This window comes from bacterium (genome assembly GCA_004299235.1).
Lineage (GTDB): Bacteria > Chloroflexota > Dormibacteria > Dormibacterales > Dormibacteraceae > SCQL01.
The window spans coordinates 110,076-132,071 of sequence record SCQL01000026.1 but is presented as its reverse complement, the minus strand read 5'-3'; the positions used below and the strand labels follow the sequence as shown (position 1 = coordinate 132,071).

At 67.3% G+C, this 21,996-nt stretch carries 18 protein-coding genes, 1 tRNA gene and 1 pseudogene; 17 read left to right on the top strand and 3 right to left on the bottom strand.

What is annotated here, in order from left to right; translation table 11 throughout:
• Positions 1-51 precede the first annotated feature (51 nt).
• From EPN29_07665 to gatB, 7 genes are read left to right on the top strand one after another with little or no spacing between them, the layout of a single operon-like run.
• Positions 52-2,277: a hypothetical protein gene (locus EPN29_07665; GenBank protein ID TAN32883.1), complete on the top strand. Its 2,226-nt coding sequence runs from the start codon at positions 52-54 to the stop codon at positions 2,275-2,277.
• The gene (ligA, locus tag EPN29_07660) at positions 2,274-4,262 is read left to right on the top strand and encodes an NAD-dependent DNA ligase LigA (protein ID TAN32882.1); all 1,989 of its coding nucleotides are present in this window, start codon (positions 2,274-2,276) and stop codon (positions 4,260-4,262) included. Before EPN29_07665 ends, ligA begins: the two co-directional genes overlap by 4 nt.
• Positions 4,259-4,756 (top strand): zinc ribbon domain-containing protein, encoded by a 498-nt coding sequence (locus EPN29_07655; GenBank protein ID TAN32881.1) that lies wholly within the window; start codon positions 4,259-4,261, stop codon positions 4,754-4,756. Before ligA ends, EPN29_07655 begins: the two co-directional genes overlap by 4 nt.
• 9 nt (positions 4,757-4,765) lie before the next feature.
• Entirely contained in the window at positions 4,766-5,125 is a 360-nt protein-coding gene (locus tag EPN29_07650) for a hypothetical protein (GenBank protein ID TAN32880.1), read from the top strand.
• A 10-nt stretch (positions 5,126-5,135) separates the two neighbouring features.
• The gene (gatC, locus tag EPN29_07645) at positions 5,136-5,429 is read left to right on the top strand and encodes an Asp-tRNA(Asn)/Glu-tRNA(Gln) amidotransferase subunit GatC (protein TAN32879.1); all 294 of its coding nucleotides are present in this window, start codon (positions 5,136-5,138) and stop codon (positions 5,427-5,429) included.
• Entirely contained in the window at positions 5,426-6,910 is a 1,485-nt protein-coding gene (gatA, locus tag EPN29_07640; GenBank protein ID TAN32878.1) for an Asp-tRNA(Asn)/Glu-tRNA(Gln) amidotransferase subunit GatA, read from the top strand. The genes gatC and gatA overlap by 4 nt, the downstream gene beginning before the upstream one ends.
• Positions 6,907-8,313, top strand: coding sequence for an Asp-tRNA(Asn)/Glu-tRNA(Gln) amidotransferase subunit GatB (gene gatB, locus EPN29_07635; protein TAN32877.1), 1,407 nt, complete (start codon positions 6,907-6,909; stop codon positions 8,311-8,313). Before gatA ends, gatB begins: the two co-directional genes overlap by 4 nt.
• Here gatB and EPN29_07630 read toward each other — a convergent pair.
• Complete coding sequence (locus tag EPN29_07630; GenBank protein ID TAN32876.1) at positions 8,310-8,633, bottom strand: hypothetical protein; 324 nt, start codon at positions 8,631-8,633, stop codon at positions 8,310-8,312. The two genes, gatB and EPN29_07630, sit on opposite strands and share 4 nt — an antisense overlap.
• A gap of 116 nt (positions 8,634-8,749) precedes the next feature.
• On the opposite strand from EPN29_07630, the gene EPN29_07625 reads away from it, so the two are divergent.
• The 7 genes and pseudogenes from EPN29_07625 to EPN29_07595 all read left to right on the top strand — a co-directional run bounded on the left by EPN29_07625 (position 8,750) and on the right by EPN29_07595 (position 16,380).
• Positions 8,750-9,553 carry a histidinol-phosphatase HisJ family protein gene (locus tag EPN29_07625; protein ID TAN32875.1) on the top strand — a complete coding sequence of 268 codons (804 nt, stop codon included), beginning with the start codon at positions 8,750-8,752 and terminating at the stop codon, positions 9,551-9,553.
• Positions 9,541-10,791 carry a class I SAM-dependent RNA methyltransferase gene (locus EPN29_07620; protein ID TAN32874.1) on the top strand — a complete coding sequence of 417 codons (1,251 nt, stop codon included), beginning with the start codon at positions 9,541-9,543 and terminating at the stop codon, positions 10,789-10,791. The genes EPN29_07625 and EPN29_07620 overlap by 13 nt, the downstream gene beginning before the upstream one ends.
• Positions 10,792-11,033: 242 nt before the next feature.
• Positions 11,034-14,585, top strand: coding sequence for a DNA polymerase III subunit alpha (locus EPN29_07615; protein ID TAN32873.1), 3,552 nt, complete (start codon positions 11,034-11,036; stop codon positions 14,583-14,585).
• The gene (gene mtrB, locus EPN29_07610) at positions 14,582-14,854 is read left to right on the top strand and encodes a trp RNA-binding attenuation protein MtrB (GenBank protein ID TAN32872.1); all 273 of its coding nucleotides are present in this window, start codon (positions 14,582-14,584) and stop codon (positions 14,852-14,854) included. The genes EPN29_07615 and mtrB overlap by 4 nt, the downstream gene beginning before the upstream one ends.
• Before the next feature lie 20 nt (positions 14,855-14,874).
• A tRNA-Thr gene (locus tag EPN29_07605) sits at positions 14,875-14,950 on the top strand.
• Between the two features lie 6 nt (positions 14,951-14,956).
• A pseudogene (locus EPN29_07600) lies at positions 14,957-15,067 on the top strand (DNA excisionase).
• Positions 15,068-15,345: 278 nt separating this feature from the next.
• The gene (locus EPN29_07595) at positions 15,346-16,380 is read left to right on the top strand and encodes a hypothetical protein (GenBank protein ID TAN32871.1); all 1,035 of its coding nucleotides are present in this window, start codon (positions 15,346-15,348) and stop codon (positions 16,378-16,380) included.
• 84 nt (positions 16,381-16,464) lie between these two features.
• On the opposite strand, the gene EPN29_07590 is transcribed toward EPN29_07595, so the two are convergent.
• Positions 16,465-16,881 carry a hypothetical protein gene (locus EPN29_07590; GenBank protein ID TAN32870.1) on the bottom strand — a complete coding sequence of 139 codons (417 nt, stop codon included), beginning with the start codon at positions 16,879-16,881 and terminating at the stop codon, positions 16,465-16,467.
• Positions 16,882-17,145: 264 nt separating this feature from the next.
• On the bottom strand, positions 17,146-18,174 hold the full coding sequence (locus EPN29_07585) for a cation transporter (protein TAN32869.1): 1,029 nt from the start codon (positions 18,172-18,174) through the stop codon (positions 17,146-17,148).
• A gap of 156 nt (positions 18,175-18,330) precedes the next feature.
• Between EPN29_07585 and EPN29_07580 the strand changes: the two genes are divergently transcribed.
• The 3 genes from EPN29_07580 (at position 18,331) to EPN29_07570 (ending at position 21,984) form a co-directional block, all read left to right on the top strand.
• A complete protein-coding gene (locus tag EPN29_07580) occupies positions 18,331-18,678 on the top strand; it encodes a methyltransferase domain-containing protein (GenBank protein ID TAN32868.1) in 348 nt (115 codons plus the stop codon).
• A 454-nt stretch (positions 18,679-19,132) separates the two neighbouring features.
• Positions 19,133-20,119 (top strand): aldo/keto reductase, encoded by a 987-nt coding sequence (locus EPN29_07575; protein TAN32919.1) that lies wholly within the window; start codon positions 19,133-19,135, stop codon positions 20,117-20,119.
• A gap of 116 nt (positions 20,120-20,235) precedes the next feature.
• On the top strand, positions 20,236-21,984 hold the full coding sequence (locus EPN29_07570; GenBank protein ID TAN32867.1) for a GAF domain-containing protein: 1,749 nt from the start codon (positions 20,236-20,238) through the stop codon (positions 21,982-21,984).
• The last annotated feature ends 12 nt before the right edge of the window (positions 21,985-21,996 follow it).

The window sequence follows — 21,996 nt, the reverse complement described above, 5'->3', positions numbered from 1 at the left end:
GTGTAACGAAGGAGTACGGCAAATCCGGCCACCGGTAAACTCGTTGATCCAGTGTCCGCCGGGGAATCCACAAGCATCAATCTCGACGCTCTGCTTTCGCGCCTCAACCCGCCCCAGCAGGAGGCCGTCACGCACGGCGAAGGGCCGCTTTTGATCTTCGCCGGCGCAGGCAGCGGCAAGACCCGCGTCCTCACCGCCCGGATCGCGTACCTCATCGCGTCGCACCGGGTGTGGCCGGACCGCCTCCTCGCGGTCACGTTCACCAACAAGGCGGCGCGGGAGATGCGCGCTCGGGTCGAGACGCTCGTCGGCGAGGACGCGGGCAAGATGTGGGTGGGGACTTTCCACTCGACCGCGGTGAAGATCCTTCGACGCGAGGCGCCGCGGATCGGCGTCGTGCCCAGCTTCGTCATCTTCGACGAGGACGACACGCGCGCCGCCCTCAGGCGCGCCCTCGACGAGCTGGGACTCGACCCCAAGCGATACCCGGTGGCGGCCCTCAGCAACGCGATTTCGCAGGCCAAGAACGAGCTCAAACGTCCCGAGGACTATCCGAATCGCAGCTACCACGACGAGGTGGTGCGCCGGGTGTACGAGTCGTACCAGGAGGTCCTGCGGCGATCGGGGGGCCTCGACTTCGACGACCTGATCATGAAGCTCGTCGAGCTCTTCAGCACCGACGAGGAGGCCCTCGCGAAGTGGCGCGACCGCTTCCGCCACGTGCTCGTGGATGAATACCAGGACACCAACCGCGCGCAGTACGTGCTCGTCAACCAGCTCGCGCAGGAGCATCGCAACGTCGTCGTCGTCGGCGACGACGACCAGTCGATCTACCGGTTTCGCGGCGCCGACGTCCGCAACATCCTCGACTTCCGCAAGGACTACCCGGACGCTCACGTCGTTCGCCTGGAGCAGAACTACCGCTCGAGCCAGGCCATCCTCGACGCGGCTTACAGCGTCATCCGCAGCAATCCCGAACGCGCCGAGAAGCGCCTCTGGACGGATCGGGCCGGGGGTGAGAAGGTGTGCGCCACGCAGGCCTACAACGAGGTCGAGGAGGCGGAGTTCGTCGCGGACGAGATCGAGCGACTGCGCCGGTCCGAAAGCCGCGGGTATTCGGACATTGCCGTCCTCTACCGCACCAACGCGCAGTCACGGTCTTTCGAGGACGTGCTCGCGCGGCGGCGCATCCCGTACCGGCTGGTCGGGGGCGTTCGTTTCTGGGAGCGACGCGAGGTCAAGGACGTGGTCGCCTACATGCGCTTCTGCTCCAACCCCAAGGACGCGCTGAGCTTTGGACGGATCGTCGCGGTCCCGCCGCGAAAGATCGGCAGCGTCACGGTCGATGCGCTCAACGCATTCGCGCGCGCCAGCGAGGCCGACATCCTCTCGTTCCTCGCCGATCCCGCGCGCGTGCCCGGCGTGCCGCGGCCGGCTGTCGCGCCGCTGCAGAAGTTCCATGCCCAGCTCGAATCCGTGCGATCGGTGATGGGCGTGGTTCGCCCGAGCGAGCTGATCGACCAGGTCGTCGAGATCATGGGCCTGCGCCAGCACTACCTCGACGGCACTCCTCAAGGTGAGGCGCGCATGGAGAACATCAACGAGCTGCGCGGGCTCGCGGAGAGCTTCGACGAGCGCGACGCCGCTCAAGGCCTGGAGGACTTCCTGGCCGAGGTGGCGCTGGTGTCGGACGTCGACGCCTACGACGAGAACGGCGAGGGCGTGACCCTGATCACCCTGCACATGGTCAAGGGGCTCGAGTTCGCGGTCGTGTTCATGGTCGGGATGGAGGACGGGCTCCTACCTCATCAGCGGGCGCTGGACGAGCGGGAGGAGAATCCGTCCGCGGTCGGCGCCGCCACCGAGATGGCCGAGGAACGCCGCCTGTGCTACGTGGGCATGACGCGTGCCAAGGATCGCCTGTATCTCAGCTGCGCCTTCCGCCGTCATCTGTACGGGCGCTCGCAGCCGGCGTTCCCCAGCCGGTTCCTGACCGAGATCCCGCAGTCACTGCTCTCGGCTCCGCGAGGCGCCGCGCCGGTGGCCCCGCCGCGCCAGGGTTACAAGGAGCGTTATCAGGAAAGGCAGGTGCAGGCGGCGCCGGCGCCGCCTCCGGTGCAGCGCTTCACCAGCGGCGACAGGGTCAGGCATCCCGCGTTCGGCGCGGGCACGGTGGTCAAGAGCACGCTCACCCGAACCGACGAGGAGCTCGTGATCAAGTTCGACAAATCCGGAATCAAGATCTTGAGCGGCCTCCTTGCGCCCCTGAGCAAATGAGCTCGCGCAAGAAGGCGGTCGACCCGGCGGTCAGGGTCGAGGAGCTGCGCGAGCTCATCCGCCGGCACGAGCATGCCTACTACGTCCTGGATCAGCCAGAGGTCTCGGACGCGGAGTTCGACGCGCTGTTCCTGGAGCTGCGTCGTATCGAAGACGAGCGGCCCGACCTGGTGGCCGTCGACTCGCCCACACAGCGGGTCGGCGGCGAGGCCTCGGACCAGTTCGCCAAGGTGCGGCACCGCTCGCCGATGCTCAGCCTGCAGAACGCTTTCGACGAGACGGAGATCCGGGCCTTCGACAAGCGGGTGCGGGCCGCCGTCGGCGACCAGGTCACCTACTGCGCCGAGCTGAAGATCGACGGCCTGGCGATCAGCCTCACGTACGCAAGGGGCCGCCTGCAGCGCGCCGCGACGCGCGGCGACGGTGCCGTGGGCGAGGATGTCACCGCCAACGTGCGGACGATCCGCAGCGTGCCGCTGGCGGTCACGCGGGTCGCGGGCCTGCCCGACACGTTCGAGGTGAGGGGCGAGGTCTATTTTCCGATCGCCGCGTTCGAGAAGTTGAACCGGGAGACGGAAGCTCAGGGCAGGCCGCGCTTCGTCAACCCGCGCAACACGGCGGCCGGCAGCGTGCGGCAGATCGATCCCAACGTGACGGCGAGCCGCGACCTCCAGACTTTCATGTACACGCTCGACCCAGGTGGTCCCTGCCGCTCGCAGTGGGAGGTGCTCGGGACGCTCGAGAAGATGGGCTTTCGGGTCAACAAGCACCGCCGGCTCCTGGCTTCGATCGAGGAGGTCATCGAGTACCACGCCGAATGGCAGCGGCGACGGCACGAGCTGGAGCACGAGATCGACGGCGTCGTCATCAAGGTCGACAAGTTCGCGCAGCAGTTCGAGCTCGGATTCGTCGCCCGCTCCCCGCGCTGGGCGATGGCCTTCAAGTACGCCCCTGAACAGGCCGAGACCGAGGTCCAGGAGATCGCGTGCTACGTCGGCCGCACCGGCGTGCTCACTCCGGTCGCGCACCTCAAGCCGGTGGTGGTCGGCGGCGTCACCGTTCGCAACGTCACGATGCACAACGAGCAGCAGGTCAACGAGAAGGGCGTGTACGTGGGCGCCCGGGTCGTCATCCACCGGGCGGGCGACGTCATACCCGAGATCGTCAGCGTCAAGGACCCGAAGCCGGGTTGGAAGATGCCGGCGACCTGTCCGGTCTGCGGCGGTGAGGTGGTGCGCGAGGAGCCCTACATCGCGCACCGGTGCATCAACCCGTTCTGCGCCGCCCAGCGGCTCGAGCGGCTGCGGCACTTCGCAAGCCGCGGCGCGCTGAACATCGAAGGCCTGGGCTACGCGACGCTTGGGCAGGTCATCGAACGAGGCTGGGTCGAGGACCCGAGCGACCTGTATCGATTGACCAAGGAACAGGCGTTGGAGCTGGAGGGGTTCGCCGAGAAGTCGGCGCAGAACCTGCTCGATCGCATCGCCGAGAGCCGCCGCCCGCCGCTCGGACGGTTCCTGTATGCGCTGGGCATCCCGCAGGTCGGCGAGGCGACGGCGGATCTGCTCGCGGCCGACTTCGGCAGCATCGAGGAGCTGCGCGCGGCGACTGAAGAAGACCTCCAGCGGGTCGAGGGCGTGGGACCGAACATGGCCCGCGAGGTCGCCCTTTACTTCGAGGGCCATGGCGGCGAGCTCCTGGGCAGGCTGCTGAGCGCGGGCGTCGAGCCGCAGGCGGTCGAGGCGCCGGGCGAGGGCCCGCTGACCGGCCAGACCTTCGTTTTCACCGGGACGCTGGAGACGATGAGCCGGCCCGACGCCGAGGCGCTCGTGAGGCGGCTGGGAGGGAAGGCGGCATCCAGCGTCAGCTCGAAAACGGATTACGTCGTCGCGGGCCCGGGCGCGGGGTCGAAGCTCGAGCGGGCGCAGAAGCTGAAGCTCGCGATCCTCGACGAAGAGCAATTCCTCGCCCTGGTGAAAGCGTGATTCCCCCCGCCCCGGCTTCGCCGGCCCTCACCGCCAGGCGGGGAGGGGCGTGTCCTGCCTGTGGGCTGGAGCTGCCCGGCCACGCGCGCTTCTGCGCCCGGTGTGGTGCGCCCCAGCCCGCTTCGAGGCGCGACGTCGAAGCCTGGGTGCTCGCCGTCTTCGGACTGGGCATCGCGCTGTCGGCCACCATCGCCGTCCTCTACGGCGCCATCGCGGTCGACCCGGCCGGCGCGTCGGCCGGCCTCGATCCGGCCCTGATCCGGACGGCCTCGGTCGGGCTGGCCGCAACCCTGGGCGCCCTGTGCCTCCTGCAGGCGGTCGCCACCGCCGGGCTCGTCCGCGGCCGCGAGTGGGGCCGCGTCACGGCGACGATCGTCTGCGTTGCGTGGAGCGTGACCTGCGTCGGGCTGCCCGTGGCGATCCTTGTGTTGCGTTCGATCTGGCGCCGGCGGCCGGCGGGGGCGCCGCTCACGGCACCTGTGGCGCTCTTCTAAACTCGCCCGGTGGAAGCCGCCCAGGTTCAGGCTCCGAGCGCACGGCCGTCCACGCCGGCATGGGTGGGATGGGCGCTCGTGATCGGCGCCGTCGTGTTGCTGGCGTGGGCCTGGTTCCTCAGCGGCTTCCTGTCTGAACCATCGGCGGTGGGCCGCTCAGCCCTGGTGCTGACCGGTTGGGTCGGCACCTCCGCCGCTGCGGCAGCGGTCGGGGTGGTCGCCTCGATCGGCGTCTTTCGGCGTGAGCGTTGGGCCCGGCCCCTCGCCGCAGTCGCGGCGGCCGGCATGACGCTGACTTGCGTCGGCGCGGCGGCGGGGATTCCGGCGCTGGTCGGTCTGGCGTCGAGCCGCGGCTCGTCCAGAAACTAAGCTAGACCGCGTGCCACTCTCGCGCGACGAGGTCCGCCATGTCGCCATGCTCGCTCGCTTGGGCCTCGAGCCCGGCGACGAGGAGTTCTACGCCGAGCAGCTGAGCGGCATCCTCGCGCACATCGACCGCCTCCAGGAGCTGGACACCGAGGCGATCCCGCCGACCGCACAGGTCGTCGAGACCGCGAATCCGCTGCGTGAGGACGTGCCGCGCCCTGGCCTCAGCCAGGCCGACGCGCTCGCCAACGCGCCGGCGGCGGTCGACGGGTTCTACCGCGTGCCTTCGATCCAGGAAGAGTCGTGACCGACCTCATCGGCCTGACCGTCGGTGAGCTTGGGCGGTTGCTCCAGTCGCGCCGGCTCTCCGCGAGCGAGCTGCTCGCGGCGCATCTCGAACGCATCGAGCGGGTGGATGGCAGCGTCAAGGCCTTTCTTCGTCTAACACCCGAGCTGGCTGCCGAGCAGGCCGCGGTCGCGGACCGTGCTTTGCGCTCGGGCGAAGCCGGGCCGCTCGCCGGGATCCCGCTTGCGATCAAAGACGTGCTGTGCGTGCGCGGGGTGGAGACGACGGCGGGCTCGCAGATCCTGCGCGGCTTCAAACCGCCATACACCGGCACCGCGGTATCGCGGTTGTTCGCCGCGGGAGCGGTGATGCTGGGGGTGACCAACTGTGACGAGTTCGCGATGGGCAGCTCGACCGAGAACTCCGGCTATTTCCCCACCCACAATCCGTGGGCGCTCGACCGCGTGCCCGGAGGCAGCTCGGGGGGCAGCGCGGCGGCGGTCGCCGCGGGTGAGGCGGTGGTCGCGCTCGGCACCGACACCGGCGGCTCGATTCGCCAGCCGGCGGCGCTGACCGGCGTCGTCGGCATGAAGCCCACGTACGGCCGCGTCAGCCGGTACGGGCTGATCGCGTTTGCCTCGAGCCTCGACCAGATCGGCCCGTTCGCCCGGTCGGTCGAAGACGCCGCGATCCTGCTCGAGGCGATGTGCGGCCACGACCCGCTCGACGCCACATCTTCGAATCGGCCCAATGACGTCCGCCGCGACCTCGAGGCCGGCGTCATGGGCATGCGTCTTGGCGTGCCGCGCGAGTACTACGAGGCCGAGGGCATCGAGCCGGGCGTGAAGGCCGCCATCCAAAATGCCATCCAGGCACTTCGCGAGGCCGGCGCCGAGATCGTCGACGTCACCCTGCCGCACACCGATTACGGCCTGGCGGCCTACTACATCATCGCCCCGGCCGAATGCTCGTCGAACCTGGCGCGGTTCGACGGCGTCAGGTACGGGTTGTCGGATCAGGATGCCGAGAACATCACCGACGCATACCAGCGCACTCGCCGCCAGGGGTTTGGCACCGAGGTCAGGCGCCGCGTGATGCTGGGCACGTACGCGCTTTCGAGCGGCTACTACGACGCTTACTACCTGAAGGCGCAGAAGGTGCGGACGCTGATCAAGCGCGATTTCGATGAGGCGTTCAACCGGTGCGACGCCATCGTTAGTGCGACGTCGCCGGTCGTCGCGTTCCCGCTGGGTTCGCGCACCCAGGATCCGCTCTCGATGTACCTGTGCGACGTCCTCACGCTGGGCGGGAACCTGGCGGGCCTGCCCGGTGTCAGCGTGCCGTGCGGCATGTCGGAGGGCCTGCCGGTGGGGCTGCAGGTGCTGGCGCCGCAGTGGCGAGAGGACGTCGCCCTGCGGGTCGCGCGAGCGTATGAGGTCGCGAGCGGCGTGAAGGCGCAGGTGGCGCCCCTTGGGCCCGGCGCGCGCGGGGCGCATTCATGACCGGCAGGTGGGAGGTCGTCATCGGGATGGAGGTGCACGTCCAGCCGCGCACCCGCAGCAAGATGTTCTGCGGCTGCGCGGTCGGGCACATCGGCGACCCGCCCAACTCCAACGTTTGCGAGATCTGCGGCGGCATGCCCGGGGTCCTGCCGGTGGTCAACAAGGCGGCGGTCGAAGCTTGCTTGAAGACCGCGCTCGCGCTGAACTGCGAGATCCCGCGGCACACGAAGTTCGACCGCAAGAACTACATGTATCCGGACCTGCCCAAGGGTTATCAGATCAGCCAGTACGACCTGCCGATGAGCTTCAACGGCCATCTCGACCTGGACGGCCGCCGTGTCCGCATCCGCCGCGTCCATCTCGAAGAGGACACAGGCAAGCTGATTCACGCGGGCGACAAGCTCCACAAGGCCTGGGAGTCGTTTGTCGACCTGAACCGAGCCGGGGTGCCGCTCATGGAGATTGTCAGCGAGCCCGACCTGCGCTCGGCGGACGAGGCTCGCGACTATGCCGTCGCGTTGCGCACGCTGCTGCGCACGATCGGCGCCTCCGAAGCCGATATGGAGAAAGGCCAGCTGCGGGCCGAGCCCAACATCTCGATCCGTCGCTTCGGTACGGACGAGCTGGGCGTGAAGACCGAGCTGAAGAACATCAACTCGTTTCGCGCGCTGCACCGCGCCATCCTGTACGAGGTCGCGCGGCAGAAAGAGGCCCTCGAGTCGGGCGGCACCGTGGTGCAGGAGACGCGCGGCTGGTCCGACGCGGAGCAGCGCACCTTCTCGCAGCGCAGCAAGGAGTTCGCCGAGGACTACCGCTATTTCCCGGAGCCCGACCTGCCGCCGCTGGAGCTCGACCCGGCGTGGATCGAAGACCTGCGGCGCGCTCTGCCGGAGCTGCCCGGCCCGCGGCGCGCGCGCCTGGTGTCCGACTACGGCCTGCCGGCGGCCGACGCGGTGCTCATCGCGGCCGACCGCGACCTCGCCGACCTCTTCGAAGGCGCGGTCGAAGCCGGTGCGGAGGCCAAACCCGCCGCCAACTGGATCATCGGCGAAGTGGCGCCCAGCGGCAAGCTCCCGTCGGCGGCGCACCTGGCCGAGATCGTCAAGCTCGTCGCCGGTGGGAGGATCACCCGCGACCAGGGTCGCGAGGTCCTTGCCGAATCCCTCATCACGGGCCGGGCGCCGTCAGAGCTCGTCGCCGAGCACGGCTTCGCCCAGATCAGCGACGAGGGTGCCCTGCGGGCGGAGATCGAAGCGGTCGTGGCCGCGAACCCCAGGGCCGTCGAGGACTACCGGGCGGGCAGGAGGCAAGCCTTGGGCGCGCTGATGGCGGATCTCAAGAAGAGGGCGCCGCAGGCCAACCCGAAGGTGGCGAGCGAGCTGCTCCAGCGACTGCTCCGCTAGACGGTCGGCCGCCTCGAAAGCCAGGTGCTGTAGACGAATAGCCCGACGCCCGCCAGGTACGCCGCCACGGCCAGCAGGACCAGGACGCCGCCCACGATCTCCGGCACGATCGTGGTGAACCCGATGGCCAGGACCGAGGCGCCGAGCCCGACCGCGGCCCAGCCCTGGAGGTGGGTCACGGTCGGCGTCACCCGCACCAGCGGCCAGAGCATTCGCCTGACCCACCAGCCGGGGAAGCTGCCGCTCATGACCAGGTATATACCGGCTCCCAGAAAGGCCCCGCCCACGAGGTAGACAAGGGCAAGCACCACGTAGTCCACCGCTGGCCATTTTAGTCAAGTCACCTCCCCGCCCGGCAGGGGTGCCGGCGGAGCCGGGACGAGGGCGGCCGGACGCCGCAAACCGCGCAAGAGGGGTATCCAGCTAGCCTTGTCGGGTGCCTCTCCCACCCGACCTCCACGTGCACAGCCAGTGGTCCTGGGACGCGCGCCAGGGATCCATGGAGCGCAGCTGCGAGCGCGCGCTGCAGATCGGGCTGCCCGCGATCGCGTTCACCGAGCACGCCGACTTCGTCACGATCCATGAAGGCCAGCACACTCTGGACATCACGGGTTACCACGAGGCGATCGAGCGCTGCCGCGCGGAGTTCAAGGGCCTGCGCATCCTGTCGGGCGTCGAGCTGGGCGAGCCGCACTGGTTCCCAGAGGAGACGGCCGCGGTCCTGGGCGCCGGCCCGTTCGACCGCGTCCTCGGTTCGATCCACTGCGCCCGCCTCGATGGTCAGGAGGTGGACGCCAGCCAATTTCGTTTCCGGCCGGCCGCCGTGTTCCCCGAGGCGGTCAGGGAGTACTTCCGCGAAACCCTCGCCATGGTCGAGAGCTCGCAACCCTTCGAGGCTTTGTCGCACCTCGACTACCCCAAGCGCTACTGGGCCGAGGGGCTGCCGCCGTACCGCGAGGAGGATTACGAAGCCGAGCTGCGGGCGGTCCTGGTCGCCGCGACGCGGCGGGGCTGCGCGCTGGAGGCCAACACGACTCGTGGGGATGGGGGAGAGAGCCGGTTCTGTCCCGGCCTGAAGGTGCTGCGCTGGTGGCACGAGGTGGGGGGTGAGGCGGTGTCGTTTGGCAGCGACGCCCACCAGCCGGACAAGGTCGCGGGCGGCTTTGAGCTCGCGGCCCAGATCGTGGAGGCGGCCGGCTTCAAGCCGGCGCGCGACCCGATGGCCCTGTGGCGCCGCTGATCCTGCGGCCGTCGTCCCCGGCGCATGGCGGGACCACCGTCGCGCGAGACGAGGGCAAGGTGTGGCTGGTCAGCTATGCGCTGCCGGGCGAAGTGGTCGAAGCCGAGCCACGGGGCCGCCACGGTGGCGTCGCCGTCGCCGCCACCACGCGCGTGATCGAAGCCTCACCGCATCGCGTGACCGCGTCGTGCCCGCATTTCGGCGAATGCGGCGGCTGCCAGCTGCAGCACGCGGCATACGCCCACCAGCTGCGGCTGAAGCGGCAGGTGGTGGAGGAGGCCTGGTCGCGAGCCGGGCTGCGGCTTCCGCCCGACACGCCGGTGCTCGGCATGGACGACCCGTGGCGCTACCGGATCCGCGGCGAGTTCGAGGCGGTGCGCCAGCCGGGCGGTGGCTGGCGCTTCGGGTTTCACCGCCAGCGCTCACATTCGGTGCTGGCGATCGACACCTGCCCGATCCACGACCTGAGGATCGAGCAGGCGCTGCCGGCCTTCGCCCAGGCCGCGGCCGAGCTGGAGCTCAAGAACCTGCAGAACCTCCTGTTGACGGTGGAGCCGGCAGGGCGCGGCCTGCTGTGGCGGCTGCGCCATCGCGGACCGGAACCGCAATGGCCGCGTGAAGACCTGGCGCGAAGGGTCGCCGAGCTGCTGCCCGACCAGGTCCTGCTCGACGACGCCATGAGCCTGGACTTCTGGGACCTCACTTTCCGGGTCCGCAGCGACACCTTCGTGCAGACCAACTACCGGCAGATGCTCGTCCTCTACCGCGCCGCGCTGGACATGCTCGCGCCGACAGCCGGTGAGCGGGTGCTCGACCTGTACGCGGGAATCGGCACCATCTCGGTCGCCGTCGCGCGTGAAGCGGCGAGCGTGTCCGCGATCGAGGAGAACCCCCGCGCCGTGCAGTTGGGACGGCTCAACGCCCGCATCAACGCCGTCAAGGTGGACTACCTACCGGGCAGGGTGGAGACGATGCTGCGTCAAGTCCGGCTGGGGCAGCACCAGGCGGTGATTCTCGACCCGCCTCGCGCGGGTTGCGAGCCGGCGGCGCTGGCGGAGCTAATACGCCTTGGCCCAGAACGGCTGGTGTACGTATCGTGCGAGCCCTCGACGCACGCCCGCGACCTCATCGGGCTGGTCCGGGGCGGCTATCGGGTGCGGCGAGCGGCGATCGTGGACATGTTTCCGCAGACCTACCACATCGAAACGGTCGCCCTGCTCGAGAGGGGGTCGGGCTAGAAGGCGTGCAGGCCGTACCCGAACTTCAGGAGCGCGAGGCGGAGCCGCCCGGGCCCAAGGCTCCTGACCGCAAGGACCAGTATCGGCTTGAGCAGCACCACATGAGGCCAAACGGCACCTGAGCCGGATCGGTTACGCCGTCAGCGGGATTCACCCTCGCCATCGGTGAGGGTCAGGCGACGGGTTTGAGCCCCCATCTCGCCGCTAGACTATCTCGGGGTCCGCCACACCCAGCCAAAAGAATGCCGCACGCCCCCAACACCTTCGTCCACCTCCACAATCACACCGAGTATTCGCTGCTCGATGGTGCCAGCCGGATCCCCGCCCTGGTCGCCCGCGCGGCGGAGCTGGGGATGCCGGCGCTGGCGCTCACCGACCACGGGGTGATGTACGGCGCGATCCACTTCTACAAGGCGTGCAAAGACGCCGGCATCAAGCCGATCGTCGGCTGCGAGGTGTACGTCGCTCCCCGGTCGCGCCTCTTGCGAGAGGGCCGGGTCGACCGAGACCCGAACCACCTCACCCTGCTGGCCGCGAACCACGAGGGCTACGTGAACCTGATGAAGCTCTGCACGGTGGGGCAGATGGAGGGGATGTACTACAAGCCCCGCATCGACAAGGAGATTCTGGCCGAGCACTCCAAGGGCCTGATCGCGCTGTCGGGCTGCCTGCAGGGCGAGGCGGCGAGCCGGATCTCCGACGGGGACACGGAGGGGGCTCGTGAGTCGGTCGCCGCCTACCGCGACATCTTCGGCGCCGATCGCTTCCTGCTGGAGGTCCAGCGCCACGGCATCGACCGGCAGGAACAGGTCAACCAGGCGCTGATGGGCTTCGGCAAGGAGTTCGGATTGCGCCTGTGCGCGACCAACGACCTGCACTACGTGCACCGCCACGATTCAGAAGCGCACGACGTCCTGCTGTGCCTCCAGACCGGTGCCCGCTTCAACGACCCCAACCGCTGGCGCTTCTCGTCGCAGGAGAACTACCTCAAGACGCCGGACGAGATGCTCAGCGCATTCACCGACATGCCCGATGCGCTGGCCAGCACGCTCGAGGTCGCCGACCAGTGCGAACTCAAGCTGCGCCTGGGCGCCACACTCCTGCCGCCCTTCGACGTCCCGGACGGCCTGAAGCCCGACCAGTACCTGCGCAAGCTGGTCACGGAGGGCATGCGCTGGCGGTACGGCGAGCCGTCGGCCGCGACCCAGGAGCGGGCCGACCAGGAGCTCTCGGTCATCAGCCAGACCGGATACGCGTCGTACTTCCTGATCGTCTGGGACTTCTACAACTTCGCGAGGCGGAACGGGATCGTGGTCGGTCCCGGCCGCGGGAGTGCCGCCGGGAGCCTGGTCTCGTACTGCCTGGGCATAACCAACCTGGATCCCATCGAGCACGGCCTGATTTTCGAGCGCTTCCTGAACATCGACCGCGTGTCGATGCCCGACATCGACTGTGACTTCTCAGTCGAGGGTCGCGAGAAGGTCATCCGCTACGTCTCGGAAAAGTACGGCTTCGACCGCGTCGCCCAGATCATCACCTTCACCACCATGGCCTCCAAGGCGGCGATCCGCGATGTCGGCCGGGTGCTCGAGGTGCCGCTGCGCGACACCGACTGGCTGGCTAAGCTCGTGCCTGTCTACCAGGGCCGTTCGAAGACGCTCGACGACACGATCAAGGAGGTCCCTGACTTCCGCAAGGCGTACGAGACGAACGAGGACCAGAAGCGACTGATCGATGTCGCCCGCACGCTCGAGGGGGTCTCGCGCAACGTGAGCACGCACGCGGCGGGCGTGGTGATCGCGCCGCAGCCGCTGGTGCGCTACACGCCGCTTCAATACGGGCCCGGGCGTGAGTCGGTCGTGACGCAGTACGACATGAAGGCGGTCGGCGACATCGGCCTGTTGAAGATCGACTTCCTCGGCCTGCAGAACCTCGACATCATCGCCACCTGCCTGCGGCTGGTCAAAGAGCACCGCGGCATCGAGATCGACCTCGAGAAGATCCCCGTCGACGACGCCAAGACTTACGAGCTCATCTCCAACGGCGACACGCACGGCGTGTTCCAGCTCGAAGGCGCGGGCATGCGCCGGATGTTGATGGACATGCGCCCGCAGAGCTTCGCCGACGTGTCGGCGGCCATCGCCCTGTTCCGCCCCGGGCCGATGGTCAACATCCCCGCGTACGTCGCGCGCAAGCAGGGACGCGAACCGATCGAGTACATGCACGAGCGTCTCGAGCCGATCCTGCGCGAGACATACGGCGTGATGATCTACCAGGAGCAGGTGATGATGGCGGCGCGGGAGCTGGCCGGGTTCACGATGAGCGAGGCGGACATTCTTCGCGCCGCGATGGGCAAGAAGGACAAGGCCAAGATGGCCAAGCAGCGGACGAAGTTCATCGCGGGCGCTGTTGAGCGCGACATCGCCCGAACCACGGCGGAGGCGCTGTTCGACGGCATCGCCAAGTTCGCGGAGTACGGCTTCAACCGCGCGCATTCGGCGGCGTATGGGGTGATCAGCTACCAGACCGCCTACTTGAAAGCCAACTACCCGCTCGAGTACCTGACCTCATTGCTCATCCACATGGAAGGCAGCGCAGACAAGGTCGCGACCGCGATCGTGGATTGCCGCATTCGTGGCATTGACGTGCTGCCGCCGGATATCAACCGCTCGCGCGCCGACTTCTCGATGAGCGACTCGCGAATCCTGTTCGGACTCGCCGCGATCAAGAACGTCGGCCAGCACGCCGTTGAGACCATCGTCTCGCTTCGCGACGCGGACGGCCCTTTCAAGTCGCTCGAAGACCTGTGCGAGCGCACGGCGGCGATCCAGGACGTGAACCGCCGGGTGCTGGAGTCACTGGTGCAGTCGGGCGCGTGTGACGGCCTGGGCGAGCGCGCCCGGCTGCTCGCGGCGCTCGACCACGCGGTCAGCCGCGCCGAGAGCGTGCGCAAGGACCGCGAGTCCGGCCAGACCTCGCTCCTCGACATGGTCGGTTCGCCCGAAGCCGAGGTCGACGGCTACGGGCTGTTGATCGACATCGCGCCGATGGCCGGGGAGGACAAGCTCCGGTTGGAGAAGGAACTCCTCGGGCTCTACCTGAGCGACCACCCGCTCCGCCGGATCAGCACCGAGCTGGCGAAGCTCTCGGACACGCAAGCGGTCGAGGTGACCAGCGCGCTGCAGGACAGCGAGGTGCGAATCGCCGGCCTGGTGCGCGAGGTGCGGCGTGTGGTCACGCGCAAGGGTCAGATCATGGCCTACGCGCAGCTGGAGGATCTCACCGGCAGCGTCGACGTGGTCCTGTTCCCGCGCGTCTTCGAGCAGACCAGGCTGCTGTTCGAGCCGGACAAGGTCGTGGTGGTGCAGGGGAAGGTCGACGCGCGGGCGGGCAGCACCCGGGCGACGGGAGCCGCCGCGTCGCCGGCGGATCCAGACCTCGAGCCCGAGGTGGAGGTGGCGTCCGTGGTGGTGGACATGGCCTGGCTGTGGGACGACCCTGAATGCCTGCCGGTGTCGCGACGCCAGCTGGTCCATATCCGGATCCCCAACGGCGATGCGGGGCTCGCCGAGCGGCTCGAGGCGGTGCTGGCGCGCCATCCGGGCACCGATGACGTGGTACTGCACGTGGTGGTGGGAAGGCGGGAGGTGATCGTGAATGCCGATCGCTATCATGTCCTCGCCGGTCCCGCGCTGACGGCGGAGATCGACGAGTTGGTCGGGTCCGCATCGACCCGGCTGGAGACGGTGCGACCGAAGGCGCAGTCCAACGGCAATGGACGGGGGAGACGATGACCGACAACGAGCACGATCACGGCGACATGTCCCCGGCGACCGGGCGTTACGTGGTGGTGAAGGCGCTCGAGGACGGCGTCACGATCATGGGCCTGACTCGAGGCAAGGACACTCGCTCACACCACACGGAGCGGCTGGACGCGGGTGAAGTGCTCGTGGCCCAGTTCACCGAGCTGACGGCGGCCATCAAGATCCGAGGCCGGGCCGAGGTGCTGACGGACGTCGGCAAGGTCGAGTCGGAACCCAGCCGAGTGAACCCCAACCACTAGAATCGTTGGGCTGCGGCCCCGCCCACGTAGCTCAGGCGGTAGAGCATTTCCTTGGTAAGGAAAAGGTCCCCGGTTCGAATCCGGGCGTGGGCTCCAAGTTCGATGGGACGCCGGGTACAGGGCGCCCGGGAGAACAACCTGAAGAATCTGAGCGTCGAGATCCCGAATCGCCGGCTGACGGTCTTCACCGGCGTCTCCGGTTTCGGCAAGTCGCGGGCCCGCGACCACTTGAAACCATGCGTCGCGGCCGGCGTTCAACAGTCATGCGTTTGGTAGTCGTCGCAAATCTCCTGCTGACCGGGTGTGGATCCACACCGGTCGCCAGCGGCATGTCACCGAGCCCGCTCCGGTCGGTCGCGGCGTCGCCATTGGCCAGCACGCCCTTGACGCCCGGCCCTGGTGGGGAGGCCTTCGCGGGATGTGCATGGGCGACGGCTTCGCAGGTCAGAACTAATTCGCCGGTCACGCCGAGCGGCCCGCCATTGGTGGCTGTGCTCGAGGCGAAAGGGAACGCGTCTCCGTGCAACTGGAACACGGTGGTCATCGCAGACCTGAAAGGCCACACGCGGGCTTCGGCGACCTTCAGGCCCATGCCAGTCCCCTGGGGCGGATGCATCGGAGGCGCCGCATGGCTTCCCGCCAGCGCCCACGTTGCAGCGGGGAAGGTCTACTTCGCGGACGCCGGCGGAATCGTCAGAGGTCTCGACGCCGCCGGCAGCGAAGCGGTGGTCGCGACAATTCCGTTCACGGGCGTCCAGCAGATGCTCTCGTTTGCGGTCAGCCCCGACGGCAGCGCCCTGCTGGCTACGGTCTTCACTATTCCACCCAAGCCATCCTCCAGCGACCCCTGTGCCGGAACATCGCATGGCTTTGCTCCTGGGAATTTCACACTCGACGTCTATTCCGGTCGAGCGGGCGCCGCGGCTCGCCTTCTCTATCACGAGGTCCTGGCGACCGCGAGCTCGGAGCCGACCTTCGAGGTAATGGCGCTCATCGGCTGGGACTCACTTGGACCCGTAGCGACAGCCCCAACGGCGTGGGTGGTACCGGCCGGCGATTCCCTACCTGTTCCGGGAATCTTCGCTCAGGTTGACGCCCAGTCGGGAAGAGTCACCCGGCACATCGAAGACACCCCTCCCGCGCACGATTGCTTCGTGACGGACGTTGCGGCCACCGGCGACTACGTGTGCACCACCTACCCGAACACGCTCAGCATCCGGCGCCAGGATCGCACCGAGATCTGGAGTTATGCGCAAGTACCCAACTTCGCGGGGGAGGCGCACCTGTCCCCGGCAGAGGACAGAGTTGCTTTTGCTAACCCGTCTAATGGCGGCCGTAGTGCCGACGTGGTGACGAAAACGGGGCAACGCATCGAGCTCAGGATCACGCCTTACGGATGGCTGGACGGCCAGGACGTGATTGGTTTCGGCGATAGCGTCGATCTCAGCTATGTGAGCCTCAATTCCCCTGCGCATGTCATCGACCTCGGATTCAATGGCGACTTCCTTGGGACTATGCAGACCTAGTCACTCGAGAGCCCTTCCCGGAGTCCTTCATGCAAATGAGCCGGCTGAAAATCCATCCAAATGCGGCCGGAACGTAGATCAGGTTTAGGTCGGACCTTGGCGCCGGTCCATGGGACGTAAGCCTTCCATCAGACGGATATGGGCATCCATCAGCTCGCGACGAACCGGCTTTGGATCTGGGGCGTGGGCGAGAACGCGGGCTGCTTCGTTGAGAGCGCCAAACAGCAAGTGGGCTAGAGGCTCAGGCGGCCGGGGTTCCAGATAGCCGGCCTTCATGAGCGCCTTCAAGCCGTCGCGCATCGTGGAGAAGTGGTAACGGCCCTCGATTTCGTGCCATGCATCCCAGCCCCGGACCGACGGCCCATCGAGCAGGACGATCTGGCGCACATCGGTGGCGACGCAGGCGTCAAAGAAGGCCAAGGCCACCGGGGCGCCTCTGCCCTTTGCCGGCTCGCTCCCGCCAAAGAGCACCACGTTGTGCCGGGCGGCGTCGTAAGCCATCGCTGGGCCACATTCGCCATTAGGTAAATGGTCTCGGCCGCAAACAGACGACAGCTAAGATCAACTCGAATCGCCAGGGTCCAAAGATCACCTGGTAAGGAAAAGGTCCCCGGTTCGAATCCGGGCGCGTGGGCCCAAGCTCCGGTTCTGAATTCATTGCGGGGGCCGCTTCCTTGCGTCTTCTGCCGCGTGGATTGGATCCGCGAAATGCGGGAAGGCCGGGGTCTTCGGTCCGAAGTCGCGCCAAAGGCTCCCTCGGCCGGTCTACTGCGCGATTGAAGCCGGGCGGGCTGAGCGCCGCCTCGAGAGTGGTGTGCGCCGGCGTCCCTCCAAGGCAAGCTCGGCCAGCTGGATATGAGGATGGTTGTGATGCATCAAGTGCTCCGCTTCCTCGTGGCACGGCGCGCAGTTCTCGACCTGGATCGTGGTGTGTCCGATCGCGAAGTCCGCGCACAGCCTTTCCTCAACTGCCCGCATGACGCGTTCCGACTCGGGGAGAGACTGATCCCCAACAACGATGTGGCAGCTGCAAGCTACGTTCTCGGCTGAGATCGACCAGACGTGCAGGTCGTGCATCGACCGCACTCCCTCAGTGCCTCTGATCGCAGAAGCAATGCCCTGCGAGCTCACCCCTCGCGGTGTTCCCTCCAGCAAGATGTTGACAGTCTCGGTGACGATCTTCAGCGCGTTCCAGCCGATCAAGGCCGCGATCAGTATCGAGACCAGCGGATCGATGAAGGTCCAGCCGGTGAAGAGGATGACAGCGCCGGCGATGATCACGCCAACGGAAGCCGCCAGATCTCCCAGCGCATGCAGCAGCGCGGCTCGAATGTTCAGGTTCGTGCCCTGGCCTCGCATGCTGAAAGCCACGTAGCCGTTGACCACAACCCCGACGAGGGCGGAAACGATGACGACCAACCCCTGTACCGGTTCCGTGTGAGTTAGGCGCTGCACCGCCTCATAAGCGATCACAAAGACCAGGACGATCAGAGTGGCGCCGTTGGCGGTGGCGGCCAGGATGCCCGCCCGGTGGTATCCGAAGCTGCGCTTGTCATCCGCCGGCCGTTTGGTTTGCTCGACAGCGAACCAGGCGAGTCCCAGGGCCAAGATGTCGGTGGTTACATGTCCTGCGTCGGAGAACAGCGCGAGTGAGTGCGACAGAACCGCGCCTGTCAGCTCGACAGCCAGGATCACGAATGTGAGGATGAGCGCCTTGCGGAGGCGGCCGCCGATGACCGCTTCAAGATGCTCGCTGAACTGCCCGGACGCGATTTCGTCCGCCGCCTTGGCCACGAAGCGTGATCCTAAGCGACGCGATGTTCGGTTGGAGCGACTTACTCAGCCGATTTGGTGTCCGGTTGTTCGAACCCTGTCGACCCACGCAGCTCGCGCCAGCATCGTCGGGATGAAGGAGCGGTCGCTCAGCTCTCGGACTATCCGCCTCCTGGGATGGAGGTCCGGCTCATCGAGCGTTACGTTGCACTCGAGGGCCGCAGGATCGTGGAGATCGGATGCGGTGACGGCAGGCTCACCCGCCAGCTCGCGCCTCTGGCCTCCAGCGTGGTCGCCATCGAACCGGATCCCGCGAAGATCGCCCGCGCCCGACACCTGGCCGCATCAGAGGGCATCCGCAACGTCTCGTTTTGTATCGGGTCGGCCGAACACCGTCGCGTTGGTGGCGACGCATTCGACGTCGCGCTCTTCCGTTGTCGCTTTGATGAATCGCGATCCAGGGCATGGTCCATGCCCTCGAGCGAGCCAGGCAACACTTGTTGCCCGACGGCGTGCTCGTCTTGATCCAACCGCATCAATGGAATCGACCGTTCATTGCCATCAGCTCGGCGCAAAAACGCCAACCGGTCGCTGCTGTGGTAAATCCAGTTTTCCAGCCTCTTATCAATGCAGCCATGGAGGCGATTCAGACCGTCATTGACGAGCGACGATTCGCCCTCATTGGGGCGAGCCACCACCGGTTCCGGGTTCGCCTTGCCAGCCTGGCTCAGCTGCACCGGTATCTTCACCTGGGTCAACGGCCGCCCCGCTTCCCGTCCCGAGGCAGACAGCGTCTGCAAGATCTCTGGAGGAGCAGGCCGGCCGGCGCGCGAATCGAGGTGACCGAGTTTCTGACCGTAATGGGGTTGCGTGCGGCTTCGCTTCATGCGGGCGAGAGCGGCCGATATTCCTCCTAAAGGCGAAACCCCGCAGCCGGACGGAGCCAATACGCCTGACCGGATATGGTTATCAATTCGTGATGGAACAGCGCCACCTCGGAACCAAGGGTCTTGCCGTCTCGGCGCTGGGTCTCGGCTGCATGGGCATGTCCGAGTTCTACGGCCCGAGAGACGACGCCGAGTCGATCGCCACCATTCATCGGGCCCTCGATTTGGGAATCACCCTTCTGGACACCGCCGACGTCTATGGGCCGTACATCAATGAGGAGCTCGTCGGGCGGGCGATCAAGGGCCGTCGCAACCGGGTCGTCCTGGCCACCAAGTTTGGCAGCGTGCGCTTCCCCGAAGACCCCACCCGCCGCGGGACGGACGGACGGCCGGAGTATGTGCGCGCCGCGGTCGACAGCTCGCTGCGCCGTCTCGGAGTGGACCACATCGATCTCTACTACCAGCACCGCATCGACGTCTCTGTGCCCGTCGAGGAGACGTGGGGCGCGCTGTCCGAGCTCGTGGCCGCGGGCAAGGTCCGCTACCTCGGCATCTCCGAGGCGTCGGCCCAGACCATCCGGCGAGCGCATGCCGTGCACCCGATCTCGGCCCTGCAGAGCGAGTGGTCACTCTGGTCTCGCGATATCGAGGACAACGGCGTCCTGCAGACCGTACGGGAGCTGGGCATCGGGCTCGTCCCGTACAGTCCTCTCGGCCGCGGTTTCCTGACGGGGCAGATCAAGCGCTTCGACGATCTGCCGGCCGGTGACTTCCGGCGCACCTCGCCACGGTTCGTCGGCGGGAACTTCGCCAAGAACCTCGAGCTGGTGGAGAAGGTGAAGGAGATCGCGGCGGAGAAGGGTTGCACGCCCGGGCAGCTCGCCCTCGCCTGGCTCCTGCGGCAGGGAGAAGACGTCGTGCCCATTCCGGGTACGAAGCGGATCCGCTTCCTGGAGGAGAACGTTGCCGCCGTCGCCGTGAAGCTGACCGGAGCCGACCTGGAACGTATCGAGGCGGTCGCCCCCCTCGGCGTCGCGGTCGGGGCCCGCTACGCCGACATGAGCCTGATCGACGCCTAGCTGAGCACGGGTCGGCGACTTCGCGGCCCGCACGGTCGCCTCTGATTCCCCCGGTCCGGGCGAGCGACTGGTGAATCTCGCCCAGGTGGCGCGTAGGCTATTGGCGGGCAGCGAGTATGGGCTCAGGCGCCGACGTGGGGTTCCGCCAGCAGCTGGAGTCGCTCCACTCGATTTCGGTTGAGGTGTCGAGGCTCCACGAACTCCCGCAGGTCCTTGATCGCGCCCTCGGATACTGCCTGGAGCTGACCGGCTCGGAGTTCGGATTCGTCGGCCTGCTCAACGCCGGCAGGGAAATGTTGGAGGTGGCGGCCATCAAGGGATTCGAGCCCTCCGACCCCACCTTCTACGAGCGGTACCGACACATACCGGTGCGTCCGACCATCTTCAGCGTGGTCATCCGCGAGGGTCGCGCCTGCATCTCCAACGACGTCGTCAACGACCCCCGGAGGGTCGGCCAGCCCCCCGGCCATCCCCCGGTGCGAACGTTCCTCGGTGTTCCCCTGCGGGTGGGGGACGAGATCATCGGCATGGTCGGGGTTGCCAACCGCAAGTCGGGCTACTCAGATGAGGAGGATCGCCTGCTCTCCACATTCGCCAACCAGGCGGCCGTCGCGATCGACAACGCACGGCTGTATGAAGCTCAAAAGGACCTGATTCGAAGGCTCGAGCTCCTGCACCACGAGCAGTCCCGCCAGCAGCAACAGGCGGGAATCGCCGAGCTCGGCTGGCGGGCGCTGGTGGGCACCGCCCCCCAGGAGCTGATGGAGCATGCGGTCGCTCTCGTCGCCTCGACGCTGAACGTGGATTACGTCCGCATCCTCGAGCTGCTCCCCGATGGCAAGAACCTGCTCCTGCGAGCCGGCACCGGCTGGCGGCCGGGTCTGGTCGGCACGGCCACCGTCCGTCTCGACAACACCCAGGTGGGCTACATGTTCGAGAGCAACGAACCGCTGATCATCGAGGATTTTCAGACCGACACCCGATTCAAGGCCGCCTGGCTGCTGCGCGAACACTCCGTGCGGAGCGGGATCAGGGCGGTCATTCATGGCTCGCCCACCCCCTTCGGAGAGTTGGCCGCCTACACGACCAAACGCCGGTTGTTCACCCAGGACGACGTTCTCTTCATGCGCGCGACAGCGAACACCCTCGCCGAATCCTTCATCCGATTGCACGCCGAACAGGAGAAGGAGGAAAGCCTGCGCCAGCTCCGGGAGGTCGACGAAGCTCGGCGGCATCTCCTCGAGAGACTGAGCCTCGTGGTCGAGGAGGAGCGGAAGCGGATCGCGAGTGACATCCATGACGACGCGCTTCAGGTCCTGGCCGGTCTCGGCATGCGGCTCCAGGTGATGGCGGAAGGTCCCTACGACCCCGCTGAGAAGCAGTCTTTGCGGGACTTGAGCTCAGCTCTCGCCGTGGCCGGTGACAGGCTCCGGCGTCTCATCTTCGACCTCCGGCCGGACGCGCTCGAGCTCGGGCTTGCGCCCGCCCTGCGCTTCTACTTCGAGCAAACCACGACCGGTGTCGATCCTGAGCTGGCCATCGACAGCCAGCTGACCCGAGAACTGCCGGCGGATACCCGGTTGATGGTTTACCGAGCCTGCCAGGAAGCGCTCAACAACGTCCGCAAGCATGCCCGAGCGCGACACGCGACCGTCCGAGTTCGGGAAGCGGAAGGGGGGACCGAGGTGCTGATCCGGGACGACGGCGTCGGGTTCGAGGTGCCGGCAGACACCACGCCGGGGCACATCGGTCTCGTCGCGATGAAAGAGCGGATTCAACTTGCCGGAGGGCGCACCGTCATCACCAGCAAGCCGGGTCGGGGCACAACGGTGAAGTTCTGGGTGCCCCCGCGGCGAGCCGGCTGAACGACCGGAGCT